The sequence below is a fragment of the Achromobacter sp. K91 genome (genome assembly GCF_003576205.1).
GTDB lineage: Bacteria > Pseudomonadota > Gammaproteobacteria > Burkholderiales > Burkholderiaceae_B > Achromobacter > Achromobacter aegrifaciens.
On record NZ_QWFB01000026.1, the window covers coordinates 250,191 to 270,085 of the forward strand.

The window sequence follows — 19,895 nt, forward strand, 5'->3', positions numbered from 1 at the left end:
TCCGGTCATTGGAAGAGCTGCTTTGCGAATGTTTATTGCTCCGTCGGCAGCCAAGTGCCGTACGGCCGCTAGTTCAGTCATGCTCGCTACTCTGAGAATCTTGTGGCTCTGTTCGGAGCCTTCTCGGTCACAAGGTGCAATCCTTATGCATTCACATCACGACCTGTCGCGAGCAGCCCTGCGTTTCCTGTTCGTGGCGCGACGGCGAGTAGCGACGACGTCGCGCCAATCGTCGCCGTCGTACGCGGACTTGTGCGAATTACAGGACCGGCAGAGGACTTGGAGATTGGAGCGCACGTAGAGAAGGTATGGGTATAGCTTCCGAGGCCGTATGTGGTCGACATGTAGCAGAGGCTTGCGCCGGCTTAGGGAGAACTTCCGACTGCAGGCAGCGCAGTGGTGGTCTGATGACGCGATGACCTCACGATAGATGTCAGTTCCGATGCCCAGGCTTTCGAACTCTCGGCAGAACGCCGCATCAAGGATGAGATGTGGGTTTCGGTCATGCTGCTGACGGAGCTCGACCTTGCGACGCTCGAGCCTCTCGCATTCGGTCTTCCGGTTGACTGCGAGTAGCTCGCTTAAGCGGAGGGGCTCGCCGCGGCGCCAGCGGCCGTAGGCGCCGCTCCACTCGTTCCACATGTCAACGAGGAACTGCCAGAGCAAGTAAAGACCTATGAGTGCCACAATGCCGAGGATGGCTTCCATGGGGGCTCCTTCGGGAATACCTAGGCTATGACGATGTCTGCGATAGTAATGACGGCGCGAACAGCCCCGCCGATAGTCTCTAGGTGGACAACACGCTTAGTACCCACCGTCACGTGCGACCAAGAGGACTTTCGACGTTTGAAGATCCATGTGTCACGCAAAGCATACTGTGGCTACAGTAGGCGCTTACGGCCAGGAGCGGTCGGCGCTCCCTGCACCTCCAAGTGACAGCTGCAGACAGAGAGCAGCCGCTCGACCTATGTATCGCGAATCGCCGGTCTTGCCGAGATGTGGCACCTAGTCAGTCCAATAGGGAAATCTCTGCTTCTTGAAACCAGCCCGTCGCTTTGATTGCTTCGGCGGCGGCAGTGCGATTTCCGGCCCATAACACCAGTGCGAGGCTTTCCTCGGCTCTGCTGCAGGTGACGTACAACAATCGCAAGGTACGGTCGACGGTGGTTTCTTTACCCGCCGCGATGTTCTCGTTGTCCGTCTTGGAGAGCGGCTCACCCCCGAACACTTTGTCGTATGAGAAAAGGAAGCCCCGCGCTTCATAGTCGTCCATAACCACCATCACGTGTGGGAACTCCGAGCCCTTCACAACTTGGTGCGTTGCGAGTTCCGCTTCTCCGTGCAAGTAGTCTCGGTAGCGTGCAATCTGCGGCCAAGGGGTCTGAAAGAGATGACTCCAGCCTCGTTTCAACCTGTCATTCCTATCCTCCTTGCTAGCTACTTTTGGCGGAGCTGGAGGCGGAGAGTCATCGGTAAAGGCCGCAACAAGGCGTGGGTCTGTATCAAAGATCCGCGCGCTCAAAAGAGGAGTCAAAACCTCTCGAACGGTGGCGCTAGGATTTTGGATCGCAGCACCGAAGGCCGTCACAGCCTCGTGTATTTTTGCGAGTTGTATCCGCCGCTCTTCGACATCCTCAGGAAGATGTGCAAACGCCTTCGCCGCTCGCAACACGTCCATCGCCGCGAACTCGTCCAAATCACCGGCCGGATCAAAGCAGGTCGCGAGGTCGAAGATTGATCCGAGCAAAGGCCGCACCATGGCCGGTCCCGTCGGTTCACCGTTACTCTTTGGAGCAGCCGCGTCTTCGTCCAAGAGGTCCATGGCGAAGTACGCATCAAAGAAGCTTCCGCGTTTCGCTGCCAACTTGTGTTCAAGTGCCAATGTCTTGAACTTCCGCGTCTCATCGGCCCACGCATCGATCCCGGTCGCCTTTGCCATAACCGCTGCGCATTGACGTTCACGCTCAACCTTGTCCGCGGTAGCCAATGCGGCATCGCCAATGAAGATGCGAACAGTACCAGCCGACTTCTCTTCTCGCGGGTGTTGAGAAAAACCCGATTTGGGCTGCGTGCGACCGGCGATGTCGGCTAGCCAAATCGCGTTGATTAGGTCCACAATCCGCCTCTGACTTCGATGATTCATCTGCAGCGCAGGAAACGCCCAGTTCGTTGGGACTTGTGCAGGCAAATCACGATGGCCGTCCGGATAAATGCGCTGACGATGGTCCCCAAGCAGTCCAAGGGTGAACTCGCCCGGCCGCGCGGCCTCCAAGTTCAAAAGGGCATCGAGGATGCCCTTCATGGTGTCCTGCGACTCGTCTATTAGCACCAAGGGGTACCGCTCCTCCAGGATGCGTTGGAGAGTTGGCCTGCTGCTGACAAGCCAAGCGGCAGCGGCGAGGACGGTCGCATGCGCTAGAGCTCCGGGGCCATACGTGTTGCGGTCAGGGTGATAGAGAAACCTCTCAACGGCACGTATCTCATCGGCTTCAATCGCAATTTCGGCATACTTCCTGCGGTCTGTATCAGTCTCTCCATTCTTCTTGTTTGAGGCCACCTGCTTCGCGGCTTCCAGCTCCTCATCTTTGAGTGCAAGCAGTGCCTCTCGAATATCTGCATCAAACCCTTGGATGAGTTCCCAGCAAAACGCGTGGATTGTCGATACAACTGTTAAGTCGTTATTCCCCAACCTACCGGTAACGATGTCGGTTGCATTTTTTGTGTATGTGATCACCCGAACGGCCTGGCCTCGGCTGTGAAGACGCTTGGAGTATTCCCCACCAGCTTCATGTTTAATCACGCCGGTGATTCGTCGAAGGACCTCAACGAGCGTACGCGTTTTTCCTGAACCCGCACCAGCAAAGAGGAAGAAGCTTCGTGGTAGCGGGGCAGTGACATATCCGCAGATTTCCTCCACGACATGAGCATCGCGGTCATTGCCTTCGGATTGGACTTGTACATTCATGGAGTTTCACCAGCGTTGACTTTCAGCTCAGTGCTTAGCCAGGCAAGGGCGTCCTTGATGTACCCTGGGCAGTCCAGCGCAGCGCCAGCATTGAGCCTCTCAAAAATCGTGGCTGCGAAGTCACCTTTACTGAAACTACCGTGCATCAGTTTGTGCAGCACCTCTACAAGCTCCACATGATCGGGATGGTGCCGCACGAGGTCAATCACCTTGCCCAGTGCACCACGGTGCCTTCTTTTATTGCCCTTTTCGTCAACCTCTTCGTCAAGCTTCTTGAACCAGTCGATATTCGACAATACGAGCGCATCTTCGAACGAGCTTGGCCATTGTGCGCTGGCCGCAGCGACCGGCAGTTGCCAAGCGAACCGAACTTTCACGCCGGCCGGAGATATCCACTCAAGCTCTGCTGGCGCGGGCCTTCCGTACCCTTCGAATTTAACCAGCTTTGGATGCCACGACGTCAACGTGTCATTGCCGCACTCCAGGTCAGCTTGCCCGGCGATATGCACAGCGGACCGCACTATCTTCCCGCTTTCAGACTTAGTTGGAATGACCGGATCCAGGTCGGTAATGACCGCGGTTGGGATGCCAAGGCGCTCGATGAGAGGCCTGAGCCGGTGCGCGTGACTGCCTCCAATGTCGACGAAAGACACATACTTCTTAGCGAGCTTCGGAAAGTCTCGTTCTATGAAGAGCGGTATGAGCATTCGCTCAGCAGTCCCCTCGACGAAAACGGCAGCATCTGCGAATAATAGATCGGTGTGCTGGACTTGGAAATATCGTTCGGCAAAGGTACGAGTCTCTACGTCGTTGCCGAAGGCATCCCCCAGATTCACGACTTCAGTGCTTGGTTTTGCGCCTTCCAATTTGCCCGCCAACCTCTTCACATACCGAAGGCGGGTAAAACTGTCACCGTGGGCCAGATGACTGGAATGTGTGCTGATTAGCAACTGGCTACGCAGTTTGGAATGGATTTCTTCCTTAGGCCGAATGAGGCCGAGCGCATTAGATGAGAAGTTCCTTTGGACCTGCACGTGCAGATGGGCTTCTGGCTCCTCGACCAATACAAGATGCACGGCGGCTGGCGCTCCTTGTGAGGGATTCAGACGCGCAGTTCTGAATGACACGAGCATAAAGCTCAAGGACTGAAGATTTTGATAACCCAGACCAATGGAATGTTCCGGCAAGGACTCATTGACAGCCGTCTTATCGATTCGATATTGGACTGCGGTGCTATGAGCTAAAAGGTCTGCGGTCTGAATTCGAGTTCGAAAGTGGAACTGTTGGGGGTCGTGCAGACCAGGGTATCCCAGAACCTCAACATCCTCCATGGCCGGCTTGAGTGCCTTGTAAATCAATTCGTCAAGGTCGGCCTGTGCGTTCGCAATAGCGGTCACGAGAGCCTCACCATGTACCGGAGCGCTGGTGGAGACATTCAGATGCTGCCGGGCGAACTTGAGCAATTGACTTGAGAACATGCCCGGCCGCGAGCTTGGTGACTCAGTCCGAGCTTCGTCCTCCTCAGATCCGAGCCCGCGCTGGGCTGAGACGAAGTCGACGCGAACCAATTTCCGCAGGTGACTCAGGTCTACGGGAGAAGGGCTCCCCGGTAGGGTCTGCGGGAGCTCGGCTGCCGTAGGTGCCAGTGGTCCCTTTTGGGGGTCAAGGCGATACGAAGCGATGCGGCGCAAATCTGATGGGTTTCTCAGCCAATAGTCGATGATATCGACCGGCCAAGCATGCCCCTCCTGCGGAAGGCCCTTTACCGGGAGTCGAGCCTCGCGGTAGGCCCACGCCAGCTTTCTCAAATCATCGGTGTTAGAAACGGGCTCGACTCGGACTCGCACGCCAACAGGACCGCCCTCCCACTTCAACGTGGTGATGTAAGACGCTACATAGCTGTAGGCTCCCTCTTCCGCGTTGAACCACAAATCGGCGAATGGCATGCAGTCCAGCAGGGTTCGTAACTGAACCTCCCACTCTTCGGCGTCCTTGGTGTCGGTAGTCGGATCTTCACCGAGATCCTCCCAAACCTTGCTTAGCTCACGTAACTTAGCCCATTGGGAAAGGCTTAGGTCATACGGGCGAAAGCCGGGCGAGTCTCCAAGAAAATTTCGTAGCACGGTCAGCAGCGACGTCTTGCCGCTGTTGTTCGCACCAACCAGAATCGTAGTTCCTTCATCAAGATCAAGCCGGGTGCATGCAAGGCGTCGGAAGTTGCAGACCTCGACACAGGCTAGACGGATCGGGGATGACATATCGATTGCTACCTCAACTGGTATTTCCGGAGCTGGCCCCGGTACTGCCGCTGGAGCGCCGAAAGGCGTTGAATTGATAGTGTGAGAGATCACTCTCTCTTTGGAGCAGCCCCCTTAAGACCACCAAAAGCCCTCGCTGCCGCGTACCGGATGAAATCCACGTGACACAACAACGCTCGTCGAGTGGCTGTAAGAGATTATGTTAGAAGTTGTATCACATTTTCTTAGGGCTGCAGCAGGCATGCGCTGATGGTGCTCACCTTAGAAATGGCTGGTCGATCTGACAGGAAAGTCCGTTGAAGAGCTTCGCTGATTGCAGTCGCGGTTGGCTGAGCGGAATTTTGATCGCCACTTGGCTGTCAGATCCCGCATCCCGGAGCGCTTTGTAACGTGCTGGAGGGGGTACGAAGGAAAACGCCCCTTAGCAGACATTTCTAAGCGGACATAGCGTGACCGCTCCGCGTCGATAGCGACCCTCCGTAGGAGCACACTGAATCTCCCTTTACGCGAAAGGAGATTGTCATGGAATCCGCGAATGTCACCGTTGGCCGTCGTGTGCCATGGAACAAGGGCAAACTCACCGGGCAGAAGCCACCTCTAAAGCTAGGAGAAATTTGGGCAATCCGAACGAGACTCCAGATGGCGTCGAACGGCCGGGAACTCGCAATGTTCAATCTCGCAATCGATAGCAAGCTTCAAGCGTGCGATCTCACGCGATTGCAGGTGCAGGACATCCGTCACGGAAGCCACGTGGCCGCGAGAGCCACCGTCATGCAACAAAAAACCCAGCGTCCGGTGCAATTCGAGATCACGGAGCAAACCCGTGAGAGCGTTGAAGCATGGATCGAGGCGCGGAGGCTAAAGGCGGCGCATTATCTGTTTCCGAGCCGTTTGCATACGTCGCCGCATCTTTCGACGCGGCAGTACGCCCGGATTGTGCATCGCTGGGGCGCATCGATTGGCCTCGACGATACCGCCTATGGCACCCACACTATGCGCCGTACTAAAGCCTCGCTGATCTACCGCCGGACGAAGAATCTTCGGGCGGTACAGTTGCTGCTCGGGCATACGAAGCTGGAAAGCACAGTTCGCTATCTCGGCATCGAGGTCGACGATGCTCTTGAGATGGCAGAGCAAACCGAGGTTTGATGCATCCCGGCCGGCGAGCGGTCGCTTGCCGGCCAGAAGCGGTCGTTGAACGTCATGATCGTCAGCTTGCGGCCAAATGCCGCGATATGATCGTTTTTATTCTAAAACCATCGGACTTCATGAACGAAGAAATTCTCGATCCACATTACTCCGCCTTGAAAAATGACGACTATTGCCTAGACGACGCTCGATTCGCACGGCTAAAGCAATGGCACGGGGTTCTTTTTCAACTCGCTAGCGCGAGGTACTACCTTGACGAGCTCAAAGCTTGCAAATCAGTCAAAGGCAATCTACAAGACGCGTATCACAAACTGGCGCTGTTTTCTGCGTTCATTCTCCAGTACAGCAAGTGCTTTTCGAGCGCTGGGAACGGTCGGGTAACGCTTGATGGGAAAAGAGTCTTCAGCTCAGCCGGTGAGGCGCTAGTTGCGCACAAGCGCATCCTCAACATCAGAAACACCTTGGTTGCTCATAATGGCGACAGTGATCTCGTTCACGCTAACGTGGGCGTGAAGGAGCAGGATGATCGCTTCGAGGTAAAGCACTTTATGACGTTGGCCATTCCATTTGAAGAACTGGACGCATTCGAGTTGGCGCTTGAAGGCGCGCAAGGCTTTTCTGTCCTTGCGATTAATAAGCATTTGGACAAAGTCGGTGAAGAACTTGGAAAAATCGTCCTACTTGGTTCGGGTTAACCCGTCCACTGCAGCCTAGCGCTTCCCTAGGCCGCTCATTGAAAAACGTTAGGATGTCTGCTATGGGACGTAAAGCGGACATTCTGCCTCGCTATGAGTATCGCCTTCCTGTAGCAAACTTGTCCCACAAGCCCAAATCGCGTTTCCCCTTCCCGTATACTCCCCCCACTACCGCACCACAGGTAGCCCGGTTTGGAAGCCGGTAATGTCTTTGGCGGACAGCCGCCGCTCAGGCGGCATTTTCACGTCCGAACGTCTCTGCACGTCCCTATGGGCGGGCCTTGACGAGGGTGCGTTCGCGCACGCCGGTTTCCAAAGACGCCGGTCTTCCAACCTTGCCATGTGCCCGCCCACCCCATTTGGAAGTGGGGAGCAGGCCTAACTTGTCTTTGGAGCCTGTCATGCAACCCCACCCCCTCACCCAAAACCCCTGGTCCGTCGAATCCGACCCCGAACTCGGCCCAGTCCCCCTCTCCCATCTCCACCACATAGACCGAGCCCGCCACGCCATCGAGGCCATCGCCCGCATGGTCGGCAACAGTGCATCCGAACCCGACGCAACCGGCGGTCAGCCGTTGGACGCCTGGACGGTAGTGGCGTTGATGGGTGGAGTGGAAGGCCTGTGCGATCACCTGGGCACCTTGACCGATGCCATGCTGGCGCAGGCGCGCTTTTGCGAAGTGGATGCAGGTCTCGGCGACGTCACGCACGGCGCACCGTCGTCGATCCAGTAGCCAAACTAAGCAACCAGAGGCGCGGCGCTCGCGCTCGCGCGCGCGCCCTACTCAGCAATCGACCGAATCACCCTGGCCGGATTCCCACCCACCAGCGTATTCGCAGGCACATCTTTGGTGACCACCGAACCCGCCGCGACCACCGAGTTCTCGCCCACAGTCACGCCACCAATAACGGTCGCACCCGCCGCGATCCAGACATTCCTCTCGATCACAATCGGCTTCGCAGTGACGAAGTCGCGACGCCGCGAAGGTTCGATCGGATGGCCAGACGTAATGAGGCTGACGTTCGGCCCAATCATCACATCATCGGCAATGCTCAGCCCGCCCAGGTCATAGAAAGTGCAGTTCTGATTGACGAAGACGTTGCGCCCGACGCTGATGTCGGGACCTCCGGTCGTATAGAACGGTGGGATCAACAGGAAGCTCTCATCGACCGTCTTGCCGATCAGTTCGCTGAACAAGGCGCGGACTTCCGCAGTGTCGTTGAAGGTCAGACGGTTGAGGGCGGCGGTGATCGTCATCGCGCGTTTGATGTTGGCCGTCATGGTCGCTGATTCGGGCGTTCTTCTGGGAATGATCAGGCTGCGGTCGTCATTTGCCATCTGCGGCTTTCCTTTGGGGTACGGCGTAACGGGAGGTTGGCTGACCAACCGCATGTTGCGAAATCGTAGCCTGATGTCTTCTTCCCCGACGATTTTCCCAAATTCCGGAAAGCCAAAAGTGGGCAGAGGCGCTTACGGCGTCACGCGCGGCGCCGGTGCGATTGCATCGGGGCATTTCCCCTGGGGCGAACCATGCCCAGGCACTGTGATTGCTGACGAGTGGCGGCCATTTACACCCACTCGCCGTCCGCAACCTAAGGAGCCTCACATGACCACCACTGTCGAGCACCGCCGCATCCCGGTCGACAACATCGACACCTTCTACCGCATCGCAGGCCCTTCCGATGCGCCTGCCCTCCTGCTACCTCACGGCTACCCCTGTTCTTCCTACGAGTTCCGCAACCTGATGCCTCGCCTGGCCGATCGCTGGCGCCTGATCGCGCCCGACTATCCCGGCGCCGGCTACAGCGCCACGCCCGAGGACTTCGATTACAGCTTCGACGGCTATGCGGCCTTTCTGGATCGCTTTGTCCTGGCGCTGGGCCTGGACCGCTATGCGCTCTACCTGCACGACTTCGGCTCGCCCATCGGGGCGCGGCTGGCGATCCGTGCGCCTCATCGGGTGACGGCGCTGATCATCCAGAATGGCGACGTTCCCTACGAGGATGCCTTGGGGCCCAAATATGCGGACATCGAAGCCACCTGGGCGTTGTCGCCCGCGGAGATGCGCCACGCCATAGGCGACAGCATTACTGAAGCAAGCTTCCAGGAGGAATTCCTGAACCATGTCGGGCCGGAAGTTGTCGACCGCATTTCGCCGGATCTATGGAAACTGCATTGGTCGCTGATGACGCCGCGCCGCAAGGAGGTCGCTATCGATTTGATTGCGGGCCTGAAGCAAAACCGCGCGTGGTTTGCGGAGCACCGGCGGTATCTAAGGGATCACCAGCCGGCTACGCTGATTGTCTGGGGGCCGCAGGATCACTACATGCCGGAAGCTTCCGCCCGTGCCTATCTGCGGGATTTGCCGGATGCTGAGCTTCACCTGTTGGAGGGTGGCGGCCATTGGTTGTTGGAGACGCATCTGGATGAGGTGGCTGTGCTGATGCGGGGATTTCTGCAAAGGGTGCTGGCGGCATGATATCGCTGCGCTCAGCGCGGCTTCCAATTCACCCCATCCCTGGATCGATACTCCGGCGTCCCCGTGCAACACCCGCCCGCCCCAAACGCCTGCCGCCCGATGAACGCGGTCACCACGCCCTTGCTCTCGGTCAGCGATTGACGGATGCAGCTGGTCGGCAGCGGATACAGGTCGCCTTCCAGCACCAGCGTCCACTTCAGGTTTTCACCTTCGGCCGGCTCGACCATGTACACCTTGCATTTATGCATCAGCAGATGCACGGGCTTCCCGGCCAGCACGCCCTTGAACTGATGCTCCGGAGGCGTGTCGCGCGTGGCGATGGCTTCAGCGTTGAGTTTCGACCCGGGCGGCGCGGGCTCCAGCGCGGCATCGCAGCCGGCCAGCGTGCTCGCGGTGGCCAAGGCGATGAGGAACAGGCGAGCCAGGCGCATCATGCCCATGAACCCTTGTCAGGCTACGTTGGCGAAGCGTTGTTCGAGGTAGGCGATGATGTCGCTGGACTCGTACATCCAGCGCGTGCCCGCGGCGTCGTCGATGCGCAGGCAGGGCACCTTCACCTTGCCGCCGCCTGCCTGCAGTTGCGCGCGCGCTTCGGGATCGCCCTTGGCGTCGCGCAGCGCGATGGGCGCGTTGAGCTTGTGGATGGCGCGCCGCGTCTTCACGCAGAACGGGCAGGCGTGGAATTGGTAGAGCGACAGCTTGGCCGCTTCGGTGTTGACCGTGGCCTGGCCTTGCGCGGAGCGCTGTTGCGGGCGGGGCCGCGTGAGCGCGTCGCCCAGCACGATGATTTGACCCAGGCCGACACGTAGGGCTTTGACTAGCATGGAGTAGGACTCGATACAGATGGACAGGCGGCCAGTCTACTCTGTGCAGCGTGTTTCAGTATCGCGAGTGCCGTCAGCTGCGCAGGCCCGTGGTCATCCCGTGTCACGTCATGGGTCGGTAGTTGAAGCCCGCGCGTTATTGAAACCGCACCGGGTAGCTGCAGCCCGTATAGAAGGTCTTGCAGGAGGTCTGCGTGGCTTTATTGCAGGTTTCCATGCCCAATGCTTCTGCCTGTTCCTTGGTCTCGGCGCTGGCGGAATTCATCAAGACGCCCTCGCCTTTGGGGGAAGGGCCGTACACCACCGCCACGCATTGGTTGTAGTAGGTGATGTTGGTCTTGCAACCCTTGCCGCCCTTGGACGCGCAATGCTCCAGCGCGGCCTGTTCGGCCTTGACCTTGCTGGTCTTGTCGGCGGCGATGCCGACGGAGCCCGAGGGCGGGTCGTATGCGATTGCGCCCCAGCGGGTGGTCCAGCGCGGTTGGTCAGGCGCGGTTTGCGCGCCGGTGCCGCCTTGTGGCCGCGACAGGCCTGGGATCGGCACGCACTGCTGGCCCGGCGTGCCGGCGGCGTTGGGCATAAAGCCGTCCGGGCAACCTTGTTCGGCCTGCGCCGAGACAGCGACGCCGAGGTACAGTATCGCCAGCAGGAAAGCCGCTTTTAAAGCACGCATGTGTCGTCTCGCAGTTGTCGTGTTCTTCAAGCCGGATGCCGTGGGTCAAGGCCGGGCAGGCAGAGAGTCCGAGGCAAGGTGTCAGGCTGTGAAATTGCCCCGGAAAGTGTAGTCCGAAATTCTTTCTACGAACGATTCTCCCAGCCACGCCCCAACCTTAAAACGTGTACTTCGCCGTCAACAAAAACGACCGCGGCGCGCCGAAGTGGTTGTTGTCCTGGTTGCTGCCAATCGCTTGGTAGTAGTACTTGTCGAACAGGTTGTAGACGTTCAGCCGCAGATCCAGATTCGGGCTGGCCCGATAAGCCACCACGGCATCCCATATGCTGTAGCCGGGTTGGCGCACGTTGTAGGCAGGCAAGCTGATCGCGCTTTGCACGCGCATCGCCCCGCCCACACGCCAGGCATTCAAGGAGCCAGGCAGGGTGTACATGGTGGATAGCTTGAACAGATGGCGCGGGGTTTGCGTGTCATACGCTGCGCCAGCCCGGAGGTTGCCCGAATCCTCCAGATACTTGGATTGGTTGTAGGTATAGCCGGCCGACACCTGCCAGCCCGGCGTGATTGCGCCTGCCACTTCGAATTCGACGCCTCGGCTTTCCACCTTGCCGGAGGGCGCATAGCATTCGATCACTCCTGGGCCGCACGAGGAGGTGGTCAGGGCGACTGGACGGTTGCGCTGGCGGATCTGGAAGACCGCCGCGCTGGCGTTGAGGCGGCCGTCGAAATACTCGCCCTTGATGCCCGCTTCCAGATTGGTGCCGATGACCGGATCCAGCGGTGCGCCGCTGGCTGATTGGTAGTTTTGCGGCTGGAACACGCTGGTCCAGCTGGTGTAGACGGAATGGTGGCGGTCCAGGTCGTAGATCAGGCCCGCGTAGGGTGTCAGTTCGTGGTTGACCTTGTAGGCCGCGGGCGGGCTGACGTAGTCGCCGGACTTCAGCGTCATGTCGTATTCATACCAGTCCAGCCTGGCGCCCAGCATCAGCGTCAGCGGGTCGGCGAGGCTCAGGCGCGTGGTGGCGTAGCCGCTCATCTGGCGCTGGAATCCCTTGCGCGACCAGGGGTAGACGAACGTGGGCTTTTCGACGGCGCTGGAGTCCCAGTGTTCGGGATCGACCGTCATGTCATAGCCCAACGGCCATCCGCCAGGACCGTCGTCGTCCTTGTTCTTCAGGAAGCTGCCGCCCAGCACCAGTTCATGCGTACGCCCCAGCAGCGTGAACGGGCCGCTCAGGTAGCCGTCGACGCTGTACTGGGTCTTGTCGTAGTTGTACTGGCCCAAGCCTTGTCCGAAGAACGTCGAGTTCTCCAGGGGATAGAGGTAGCTGCCCAGCATGTTCATCTTGGCGCGCAGCGTGCGGGCGGTAAGCTTGCCGGACCAGCCGTTGTCGAAGCGATGATCGAGTTCGGCGAAGAAGCTGGTGTTTTCCTTGTTCCAATAGGCCCAATCCGGCGACAGGCGGGTCGACCGATTGAAGTCGTAGAAGCTGCCATCGCGGCGGGTCGGCAGGCCATTCCAATCCGCGCCGGGGTTGTCTTCGCGGTTGTAGTAGCCGCCGATACTGAGCGTGGTGTTTGCCGTGAGGTCGGCTTCGATGGTGCCGTAATAGAGCTGGCGCTGATGCTCGTAGGCTTTCTTGAAGGTATCCGAGTCCTGATAGGCCACGACGCCGCGTGCGCGCAAGGTGCCGCTTTCGTTCAAGGCGCCCGACCCGTCGACTTCGCCGCGATAGTTGTCCCAGCTGCCGGCGCTGGCGGTCACCGAAAACTGCGGCACCGCCGTCGCGCGCTTGCGCACCAGATTGATGGTGCCCGAGGGATTGCCAGCGCCGGTCATCAAGCCGGCCGCGCCGCGCAGCACTTCGATGTGATCGTACATGGCCAGCGTTGCGACGCCCTGGGTGTCGTAGTCGTAGGCCAGCGGCACGCCGTCGGCCAGGAACGAACTGATCTCGAATCCGCGTGAGAAGAACTGCGTGCGCTCGCCGCCGCCGATCTGGCGCGTGGTCAGGCCGGTGGTGTCGCGGGCCACATCGTCCAGGGACTGGAAGCCGCGGTCCTCGATCTGCTGACGGGTCACCACGCTGACCGATTGCGGCGTTTCGCGTGGCGAAAGCGCGAACTTGGTGGCCGTGGCCATCACCGGCGTGGTGTATGAATGCGTGCCCTCGGTCACGCCCAGCGTGGCCGCCTCGACGGTTACCGGCGAGAGTGTCGTGGTGCCTGATGGCGCCACGGTCAGGCTGCCGTCCGGTGTGCGCCGTAGTTCCAGCCCGCTTCCGGTCAGCGCGCGCGCGGTGGCTTCGTCGACGGTCAACCGGCCGGAGATGGCCGGCGCGGATTTGCCTGCTACCAGTTCGGCGCGAAACGAGATGACCGCGCCCGCGATGCGCGCGATCTGTGTCAGCGCGACATCCAGCTGGCCCGCGGGCAAATCATACTGGCGTAGCGCCTGGGCATGGGCGGTGCTGGCGGCGGCTGCGATGACGCAGGCAGCCGGAAACCTGAGGGAAAGCATGGAACACTCCGTGGATGCGTGAGCACGCGTTCCATGTATGTGCATCGGCGCCGGCAAAAAAACACCTGGCGCAGAAAAAATTTTCAGGCGAGATCGATCATGACGTACCAACTGCCCAGCCGTTGCAGCCGGATGGGCAGGGTATGCGTGAGCGCCGCCAGGGCGCGGTCGCTGTCGTCCAGCGGGAACAGGCCGGTGACGCGCAGGCGGGACGCCTGGGGTGAGGCTCGCAGCCAACCTGGCCGATATCGGGCCAGGGCATCGATCACGGTCTGCAGGGGGTCGTCATGGACTTCAAGCTCGCCGTTGCTCCAGGCGGCGGCGTACTCCTGGTTGTCCTGCACCGCATCGATCTGCTGCGCGTCGAACCAGACGCTTTGGCCAGGCGCCAAGTGCCGGCGGATACCGGCAAGTGTGGAGACCTCGGCGGCTCCGCTCAGGGCCAGACAGAAGCTGCGTTCGGACGCGCAGCGCACCATGGCGCGGCCTTGGGCGAGGCGGACTTCGCCATGGGGCAGACGTACTTGCAGCCCCTGGCCTGCCGCCACCTCAAAGATGGCGGCACCAGAAGACACCTGTACGCCATGCTGCCCGTCCAGCGTGGCGGCGCTGCGCGCGTCCAGCTCCATTATGTTGCCATCAGGCAAGGCCACGCGCCGGCGTTCACCGGTGCGGGTCACATAGCCTGCCGTCACATGCCGCAGCGGCACATAGCGGTCCGCGACGCCGGCGCCGAGCAGCACGGTCCCGCCCGCCAGGACGAGCTTGCCCAGCCTGCGGCGCTGCGCGAGTTGCGGCCCGACCAGCGAACGCCGCAGCGGGTTGCCGTCGGCAAGCAGTCCGGGCCGCAGGCGATGCAGCGTGCCGTCCAACGCCGCGTTCAGCCGCTGCCAGGCTGCGCCGTGGCTCGGGCTTTCGGCCAGCCACCGGTCGAAGGCCTTGCGGTCGGCATCGCTGGCCTGGCCGCTGGACAGACAGACCTGCCATTCGATGGCCGCCTCGCGGCTGCGCATGTCCAAGGGCGTCATACGCCAAACACCTCGCAGCAACGGCGCAGGGCCTGGACGATGTATTTGCGGACCATGGTGGGAGAAACCTTCAGCCGCGCGGCGATTTCCACATGCGTCATGCCGTCGAGCTGGCTGTAGAGAAAAGCCATCCTGGCCTTGGAAGAAAGACCGTCCAGCGCCGTGTCGAGCGCCTGCAAGGACTGCAGGGTCTGTACCCGCTCTTCGGCCGAGGGCTCCAGGGGTTCGGGCTGCAGGCGCAGCATCTCCAGCCACGCTTGTTCGAGTTCACGCCGGCGCCACAGCCGCCATGTGATGCGCCGCGCGATGGTGATGAGCATCGCGCGGGGTTCATTCAATTGCTCCAGCGCAGGAAGGCAGAGCAACTGGGTGAAGGTTTCGCCTGCGACATCCTCGGCATCCTCGCGATTGCGCAGGCCGTTCTGGAGGCGGCGCTCCAGCCAGGGATGGTCGCTCTTGTAGATGGTGGAAAAGCAGGTGTCACGCGTTGAGTCCACGGCTTGTGCTGTGAATAAATGGGAATCGTTATCAATTATGGCATGATGGGTTCTGGAAAGCCAAAGGGGATGGAGACTTCAGCGTCACCCGCTCCACCGGCAGAGCCCCTTTTGGATCTCTCCTGATGGATTAATCCTCGTTCAGACCGCGCGGGATCGTTATTAAATGTGCGGCAAGCTTCACTATCCCGTTCAGGTGGTTGAATAAAGCGAGGTGTACCCATGCCACACTCTCGATTCATCCAGCACGCTTTGGCCGCCACCGGGGCCTTGTTCATGGCGCTGGGCGCCACTGCTCAAGCACAAGGCACTGGGCAGAGCGCCCCGGTTCCAACGCCGCTGGCGCCAGCGAAATACTGCGAATGCCGCTTCTCATCCGGGCAATACGAGGCCTATAGCGTCAACGGGACCTGCACCGTCCAGCGTTACGCCGGCGGACGCAAGTGCGAATACGGTTTCTCGGGTATCGGGGCCAATCCGGCGGTTCTTACTTCCATCCTTGGACAGGACGCGTACCAAGCGCAACTGCAATCCGCGGCGCAGATCTTCCCCCGCTATCTGGCGTTTGCGCAGTCGGGAGACACGTCGGCCTTGAGCGAGAGCGGCTTTATCGAGAGCGCCCTGCCGGTCCTGGCGCGAGGCAGCTTGTTTCGACAGGCCGTCGTCATCGCGGAGTTGCCCGTCAAACAGATCGACAACGAGATCGTTGTTTTCTCCAGGAAATACAGCAACGTCATAGCGGAAGTATTCCAAGGAAAAAGGCCGCCGCTTTCGGTGACGTGGACGGAAGGCTTTCAGTTTGAGATCGGGCGAGGCTATGTGCTGATGGACTACAAGCAAGCGTCGCAATTGCTGGTGCTTTTCTTCTCTGATGCGAAGAGGTGATCGGCCATGGATCTCACCTGCATGCGAGAACTTCCCGGATTGGATTGGGCCGTGCTGCTTGTTGCCGTCGTGGTGGCCCTGATCTTGTTCGTGCTGGGGATCTACTTGTTGCTTCGACCCAGACCCTCCCCTACGCCAAACACCAAGCATGAGGTGGAAACGACCATCGACAAATATGGTTTGAAAGGGCCTGCCGGCGTGTTCTTGATACTTCTCTCCATCGCCTTGGTGGGAGGGCTTTACTGGCAGTTGAACAACAGGTTCCCCGCCAACGCGGAAGAATTCTCAGGGGCGCCTCGCACACTCGGTTCCATCGCCGAAGGGTTACGCCGGAACTCCAGCGCCGATATCCTGCTGAAAGGGGGATCCGAGACCGTGATGATTTCTCAGCCAGTCAGCGGCGCCTGCTGGTCCGCGCTGGTGGACAAGCTGTGCGCGGCGTATCGGGATACCTTGACGTGCAGCCGGAATGGCGATCGGATTGTCATCGACCGCAAGCCCTGAAGCAGCGCGCCGTATTAGCGGAAAAGGTGTGGCAGACTACGCCCATTCACGGCTATTGGGTGCGAGCACCCGCTTTCCGCATGAACCTCAGCGACCGCCTGAAAGCCTGGGCCAAGCGCATCAAGCGCGACGGCCTGACGCTATGGTTTGCCGGCAAGCACGCCCGCACGCCCTGGTACGCCAAGGCGCTCGGTGTATTCGTTGTGGCCTATGCGCTCAGCCCCATCGACCTGATCCCCGACTTCATCCCCGTGTTGGGTTACGTCGACGATGTGCTGCTGTTGCCCGGCCTGATCTGGCTGGTCATCAAGCTGTTGCCGGCCGACGTGCTGCAGGAATGCAGGGTTCAGGCGGACGCCTGGATGCAGTCGCAGGGCAAGAAGCCGCGTAGTGCGGCGGGCGCGGTGATGATCGTGGCGCTATGGCTGGGGATAAGTCTTGCGGCGTGGTTCTGGCTTGCGCCGTATTTTCGGTAGTGCCCTGACCGGCGAGCTTGCGCGCAGAACTACGCCGAACTTTCTTCCACGAACCCCAAGGTCCTGAGTTCCGCGATCGCGCCCTTTTCCTCCTCCCGTCGCGCCTTGGGCGCGGCCAGCGAGGCGGTCAGCAGCATGGACTGGATGGGCGAGCTATCAAAGCCATGCAGCGTGCTGGCGATGCCCGGGAACGCTTGGACGAAATCCGCTCCCAGCGCCTCGTGCCCCGGATAATTCCCCTGCTTGTCCACGATGACCTGCGTCTGCGGATCGCGCCGGATCAGGTGCAGCGGCACGCCTTCGCAGCGCAGGCCCAATAGCTTGGCTTCGCTGATATCCAAGGCCCAATCCGTCTCGGCGTAGAAGGCGGCGCGCGCGGTTGCGAACTGATCGAGGATGCGCTCGTCCTTGCAGAACGCGGTGGGCGTCAGGTTTAGATTGAGCTTGCCGATCTTGCCCGCCAGTTTGACCCGGCGAAAGAACGAGGCCCACACCAGCAGGATGGGGTTGGTGGACAAGTCCTCGATCAGCACGTCTTCAAACATGCAGGGCTGGATCATCGAGTTGACCGCGCGGCATTTGGAAACGCGCACGTTCTGCACGCGCGACATGCGCTGTGGGGTCTTGACCATGGAAAGGGCGCCGTTGTTGAAAGTGCAGTCGTGGAAGTGCAGATCGCTGAAGTGCGAGTTGCCCTTGTCATACGCCATCAGGAAGGTAGCGCCTTCGGTTTTGTTCATGGACGAGGAGATGTCTGGCTGCGATGTCGCCGGGGAGTCGTAGTCTGCCATTTCTAATCCCGGAACAGCAGCATTTCCTACTGTCAGATAGCTTATTTGGTATTCATGTGACATTATTAGAATCTCTTGGATACATTTACCCGTTCCCCTGCGGAGGGCAGGAAGCGGCAGATAACTAAGCTGAAGAAGATGAATCACATGAATAAAAAGATGTTGAAGTTGGCGGCCGCTGCCGCTTGCGTGATGACGGTCGCGGGATGCGCCAATGTGCCGATGGCGCCAGCGGAACAAAATAAGCAGGCCAAATCATTCCCGGCGCCGGACGAAGGAAAGTCCGGCCTGTATGTCTACCGGGATAGCTTCGTGGGCAAAGCGCTGAAGAAGGACGTGTACGTCAACGGCAAGTGCCTGGGTGAAACCGCCGACCGCGTGTTCTTCTACACGCAGGTGGCCGGCAACGAGCAGCACAAAGTCTCCACCGAATCGGAGTTTTCGCCGAACGACCTGATGGTGATGATGGAAGCGGGCAAGAATTACTTCGTGCGCCAATTCATCAAAATGGGCGTATTTGTGGGTGGCGCCGGCGTGGAGCAGGTAACGGAAGAGGAAGGTCAGCGGGTGATCTCCAAGTCCGAAGTGAACCTGGCGGCCGAAGGCCGTTGCACGGGCTGATCGCAGTCCGCTCCCGCCGCTGTTCTTGCCTACTTGCAATGGAAATGACGATGCGTCTTGGTCTGTTGTTGGCGGCCTTGCTGTTTGCCGCGACGGCCCATGCGGCGAACTATCCCTGCTCAGGAAAGAAGGGTGGCGTGGAGCGTTGCGTCGGAGAACAGTTTTTGTGCCGCGACGGTTCGATCAGCGCATCCAAGCGCGTGTGCTCAAGTCCGGATTCCAGCGCACAGCCACTTGTTTCCAAGCCCTCGGCTTCCGGCTCGAATGGCGCATGCAGCTGCCGTGATGGCCAATACTGCACCGGGCCGCGGGGCGGAACGTTCTGCTACACCGATAGCGGAAAGAAGTCCTATCTCAGGAAGTAAGCGCCGCGCTGCTTGAGGCAGTCTCAATAGCTGCCCGCAGGCAGCACGTCCGCCAAATACGCGTTGATATCCGGCGTCTCTCGCAGCGCATGCCTCATCCACGCGCCGCGCTCATGCGCGGTCACTTCCAGCTCCCACACGCAGGCAATGAACGGTCCCTGCACGGGTTGAAACTGTTCGGGCCGATCCAGCGGCGCGGAGTACATCTGTTGGCACAGGATGCCGCCGGATATCCACCAGTCAGCCAGCAGCCAGACCGCTTCTTCGCCCACGTGCACGATGCAGAAGCCCAAGCCCGTGGCGCGCGGATCGCTGGCGGCGTCTCGCAACGCGGCCATTGCGGTCTTGCGCGCGGCTGCGGCTACTTCAGCGGACAGCAGCGCAACGGCTGGATCGGGATTGCGTTGTATCGCGTAGGCCTTGATGGCCAGGCCGTCTTCGCGCCATTGTTCGATGAACGCCATGCGGCGCGGTGCGTAAGGTTCTGCAGGAATCGTTTGGAAAGACATGATGGGCAGCGAGGGGGAACCCGTCGGGGTCATGGAGGCAGGTATTCTTCCAGCAGTCCGCTAGCCCAGCAAGGACAAGGCATCGTCCAGCGACAGCACGGTGGTGCGCGATTCAAACGCCGTCGCAAACAAATGCTCATGCACGATCGGGTCCGGGTCGTAGCAGCAGTCCTTGACCGTCAGCAGGCGGTAGTCCGCGTCGCTGGCATGCGCAATCGATGACAGCATCACGCCGGTGGACGCGACGCCGGCCATGATCAGCGTGTCTATGCTCTGCGCGGAAAGCCGCACTTGCAGGTCGGTGCCAAAGAACACGCTGGCGCGGTGGGCGATGATGATGGGCTCGTCTTCGCGGCGGTCGAGTTCCGGCGAGATGCGGTCGTGGACGAAGCGGCCCAGTTGCTTGATGCCCTGCCCGTTCTTGTTCAAGGGGCTGACTTCAGGATAGCCAGGGCTGAAATGGATCTTGGCGAAATAGACGCTGACGCCGGCGCGCCGCGCGGCGTCGCACAGTTGCCGCGTGTTGCCGAGCAAGGCGGGGGCGACCGACGGGAACAGTTCCATGATGTCGGTCTGGTAGTGCATGACCAGCAAGGCGGTACGCGCCGGAATGATGGCCAGGGTCTGGGTGTTCATGCTCCGCTCCGCAAAGGG

General features: G+C 60.0%; 21 protein-coding genes. 8 read left to right on the forward strand and 13 right to left on the reverse strand.

The window, feature by feature from the left end; genetic code table 11:
• Positions 1-156 precede the first annotated feature (156 nt).
• The 3 genes from DXK93_RS08355 to DXK93_RS08365 all read right to left on the reverse strand — a co-directional run bounded on the left by DXK93_RS08355 (position 157) and on the right by DXK93_RS08365 (position 5,223).
• The gene (locus tag DXK93_RS08355) at positions 157-708 is read right to left on the reverse strand and encodes an HNH endonuclease (protein ID WP_119449810.1); all 552 of its coding nucleotides are present in this window, start codon (positions 706-708) and stop codon (positions 157-159) included.
• A 301-nt stretch (positions 709-1,009) separates the two neighbouring features.
• Positions 1,010-2,965: a UvrD-helicase domain-containing protein gene (locus DXK93_RS08360; RefSeq protein ID WP_119449811.1), complete on the reverse strand. Its 1,956-nt coding sequence runs from the start codon at positions 2,963-2,965 to the stop codon at positions 1,010-1,012.
• Positions 2,962-5,223, reverse strand: coding sequence for an AAA family ATPase (locus DXK93_RS08365; protein ID WP_119449812.1), 2,262 nt, complete (start codon positions 5,221-5,223; stop codon positions 2,962-2,964). Before DXK93_RS08365 ends, DXK93_RS08360 begins: the two co-directional genes overlap by 4 nt.
• A gap of 522 nt (positions 5,224-5,745) precedes the next feature.
• Between DXK93_RS08365 and DXK93_RS08370 the strand changes: the two genes are divergently transcribed.
• The 3 genes from DXK93_RS08370 (at position 5,746) to DXK93_RS32290 (ending at position 7,801) form a co-directional block, all read left to right on the forward strand.
• On the forward strand, positions 5,746-6,372 hold the full coding sequence (locus DXK93_RS08370) for a tyrosine-type recombinase/integrase (RefSeq protein WP_119449813.1): 627 nt from the start codon (positions 5,746-5,748) through the stop codon (positions 6,370-6,372).
• On the forward strand, positions 6,369-7,067 hold the full coding sequence (locus tag DXK93_RS08375) for a hypothetical protein (RefSeq protein WP_147400228.1): 699 nt from the start codon (positions 6,369-6,371) through the stop codon (positions 7,065-7,067). Before DXK93_RS08370 ends, DXK93_RS08375 begins: the two co-directional genes overlap by 4 nt.
• A 527-nt stretch (positions 7,068-7,594) precedes the next feature.
• Complete coding sequence (locus DXK93_RS32290) at positions 7,595-7,801, forward strand: hypothetical protein (RefSeq protein ID WP_233564519.1); 207 nt, start codon at positions 7,595-7,597, stop codon at positions 7,799-7,801.
• 47 nt (positions 7,802-7,848) lie between these two features.
• Here the strand turns inward: DXK93_RS32290 and DXK93_RS08385 are convergent, their stop codons facing one another.
• Positions 7,849-8,406 carry a sugar O-acetyltransferase gene (locus DXK93_RS08385; protein ID WP_119449816.1) on the reverse strand — a complete coding sequence of 186 codons (558 nt, stop codon included), beginning with the start codon at positions 8,404-8,406 and terminating at the stop codon, positions 7,849-7,851.
• A gap of 268 nt (positions 8,407-8,674) precedes the next feature.
• Between DXK93_RS08385 and DXK93_RS08390 the strand changes: the two genes are divergently transcribed.
• On the forward strand, positions 8,675-9,547 hold the full coding sequence (locus DXK93_RS08390) for an alpha/beta fold hydrolase (RefSeq protein WP_119449817.1): 873 nt from the start codon (positions 8,675-8,677) through the stop codon (positions 9,545-9,547).
• A gap of 11 nt (positions 9,548-9,558) precedes the next feature.
• Here the strand turns inward: DXK93_RS08390 and DXK93_RS08395 are convergent, their stop codons facing one another.
• The 6 genes from DXK93_RS08395 to DXK93_RS08420 all read right to left on the reverse strand — a co-directional run bounded on the left by DXK93_RS08395 (position 9,559) and on the right by DXK93_RS08420 (position 15,090).
• Positions 9,559-9,981 carry a hypothetical protein gene (locus tag DXK93_RS08395; protein WP_119449926.1) on the reverse strand — a complete coding sequence of 141 codons (423 nt, stop codon included), beginning with the start codon at positions 9,979-9,981 and terminating at the stop codon, positions 9,559-9,561.
• A gap of 15 nt (positions 9,982-9,996) precedes the next feature.
• Entirely contained in the window at positions 9,997-10,371 is a 375-nt protein-coding gene (locus DXK93_RS08400; protein ID WP_013390852.1) for a glutaredoxin, read from the reverse strand.
• Between the two features lie 136 nt (positions 10,372-10,507).
• A complete protein-coding gene (locus tag DXK93_RS08405) occupies positions 10,508-11,044 on the reverse strand; it encodes a DUF4189 domain-containing protein (protein WP_119449818.1) in 537 nt (178 codons plus the stop codon).
• 157 nt (positions 11,045-11,201) lie between these two features.
• Positions 11,202-13,565: a TonB-dependent receptor gene (locus DXK93_RS08410; protein ID WP_119449819.1), complete on the reverse strand. Its 2,364-nt coding sequence runs from the start codon at positions 13,563-13,565 to the stop codon at positions 11,202-11,204.
• Between the two features lie 83 nt (positions 13,566-13,648).
• Positions 13,649-14,593 carry a DUF4880 domain-containing protein gene (locus tag DXK93_RS08415; protein WP_119449820.1) on the reverse strand — a complete coding sequence of 315 codons (945 nt, stop codon included), beginning with the start codon at positions 14,591-14,593 and terminating at the stop codon, positions 13,649-13,651.
• Positions 14,590-15,090, reverse strand: coding sequence for a sigma-70 family RNA polymerase sigma factor (locus DXK93_RS08420; RefSeq protein ID WP_054455669.1), 501 nt, complete (start codon positions 15,088-15,090; stop codon positions 14,590-14,592). Before DXK93_RS08420 ends, DXK93_RS08415 begins: the two co-directional genes overlap by 4 nt.
• Before the next feature lie 222 nt (positions 15,091-15,312).
• Here DXK93_RS08420 and DXK93_RS08425 point away from each other — a divergent pair, with 222 nt between their 5' ends.
• The 3 genes from DXK93_RS08425 to DXK93_RS08435 all read left to right on the forward strand — a co-directional run bounded on the left by DXK93_RS08425 (position 15,313) and on the right by DXK93_RS08435 (position 16,955).
• On the forward strand, positions 15,313-15,975 hold the full coding sequence (locus DXK93_RS08425; protein ID WP_119449821.1) for a hypothetical protein: 663 nt from the start codon (positions 15,313-15,315) through the stop codon (positions 15,973-15,975).
• A gap of 6 nt (positions 15,976-15,981) precedes the next feature.
• The gene (locus tag DXK93_RS08430; RefSeq protein ID WP_119449822.1) at positions 15,982-16,479 is read left to right on the forward strand and encodes a hypothetical protein; all 498 of its coding nucleotides are present in this window, start codon (positions 15,982-15,984) and stop codon (positions 16,477-16,479) included.
• Positions 16,480-16,559: 80 nt separating this feature from the next.
• Positions 16,560-16,955, forward strand: coding sequence for a YkvA family protein (locus DXK93_RS08435; RefSeq protein ID WP_119449823.1), 396 nt, complete (start codon positions 16,560-16,562; stop codon positions 16,953-16,955).
• A gap of 29 nt (positions 16,956-16,984) precedes the next feature.
• Here the strand turns inward: DXK93_RS08435 and DXK93_RS08440 are convergent, their stop codons facing one another.
• Positions 16,985-17,695 (reverse strand): hypothetical protein, encoded by a 711-nt coding sequence (locus DXK93_RS08440; protein WP_119449927.1) that lies wholly within the window; start codon positions 17,693-17,695, stop codon positions 16,985-16,987.
• Between the two features lie 126 nt (positions 17,696-17,821).
• On the opposite strand from DXK93_RS08440, the gene DXK93_RS08445 reads away from it, so the two are divergent.
• A complete protein-coding gene (locus DXK93_RS08445) occupies positions 17,822-18,367 on the forward strand; it encodes a DUF2846 domain-containing protein (protein WP_225590423.1) in 546 nt (181 codons plus the stop codon).
• A gap of 388 nt (positions 18,368-18,755) precedes the next feature.
• Here the strand turns inward: DXK93_RS08445 and DXK93_RS08455 are convergent, their stop codons facing one another.
• Together DXK93_RS08455 and DXK93_RS08460 are read right to left on the reverse strand one after the other, a co-directional pair.
• Positions 18,756-19,241 (reverse strand): hypothetical protein, encoded by a 486-nt coding sequence (locus DXK93_RS08455; protein WP_225591280.1) that lies wholly within the window; start codon positions 19,239-19,241, stop codon positions 18,756-18,758.
• Positions 19,242-19,301: 60 nt separating this feature from the next.
• Complete coding sequence (locus DXK93_RS08460; RefSeq protein WP_119449826.1) at positions 19,302-19,877, reverse strand: isochorismatase family cysteine hydrolase; 576 nt, start codon at positions 19,875-19,877, stop codon at positions 19,302-19,304.
• Positions 19,878-19,895 lie beyond the last annotated feature (18 nt).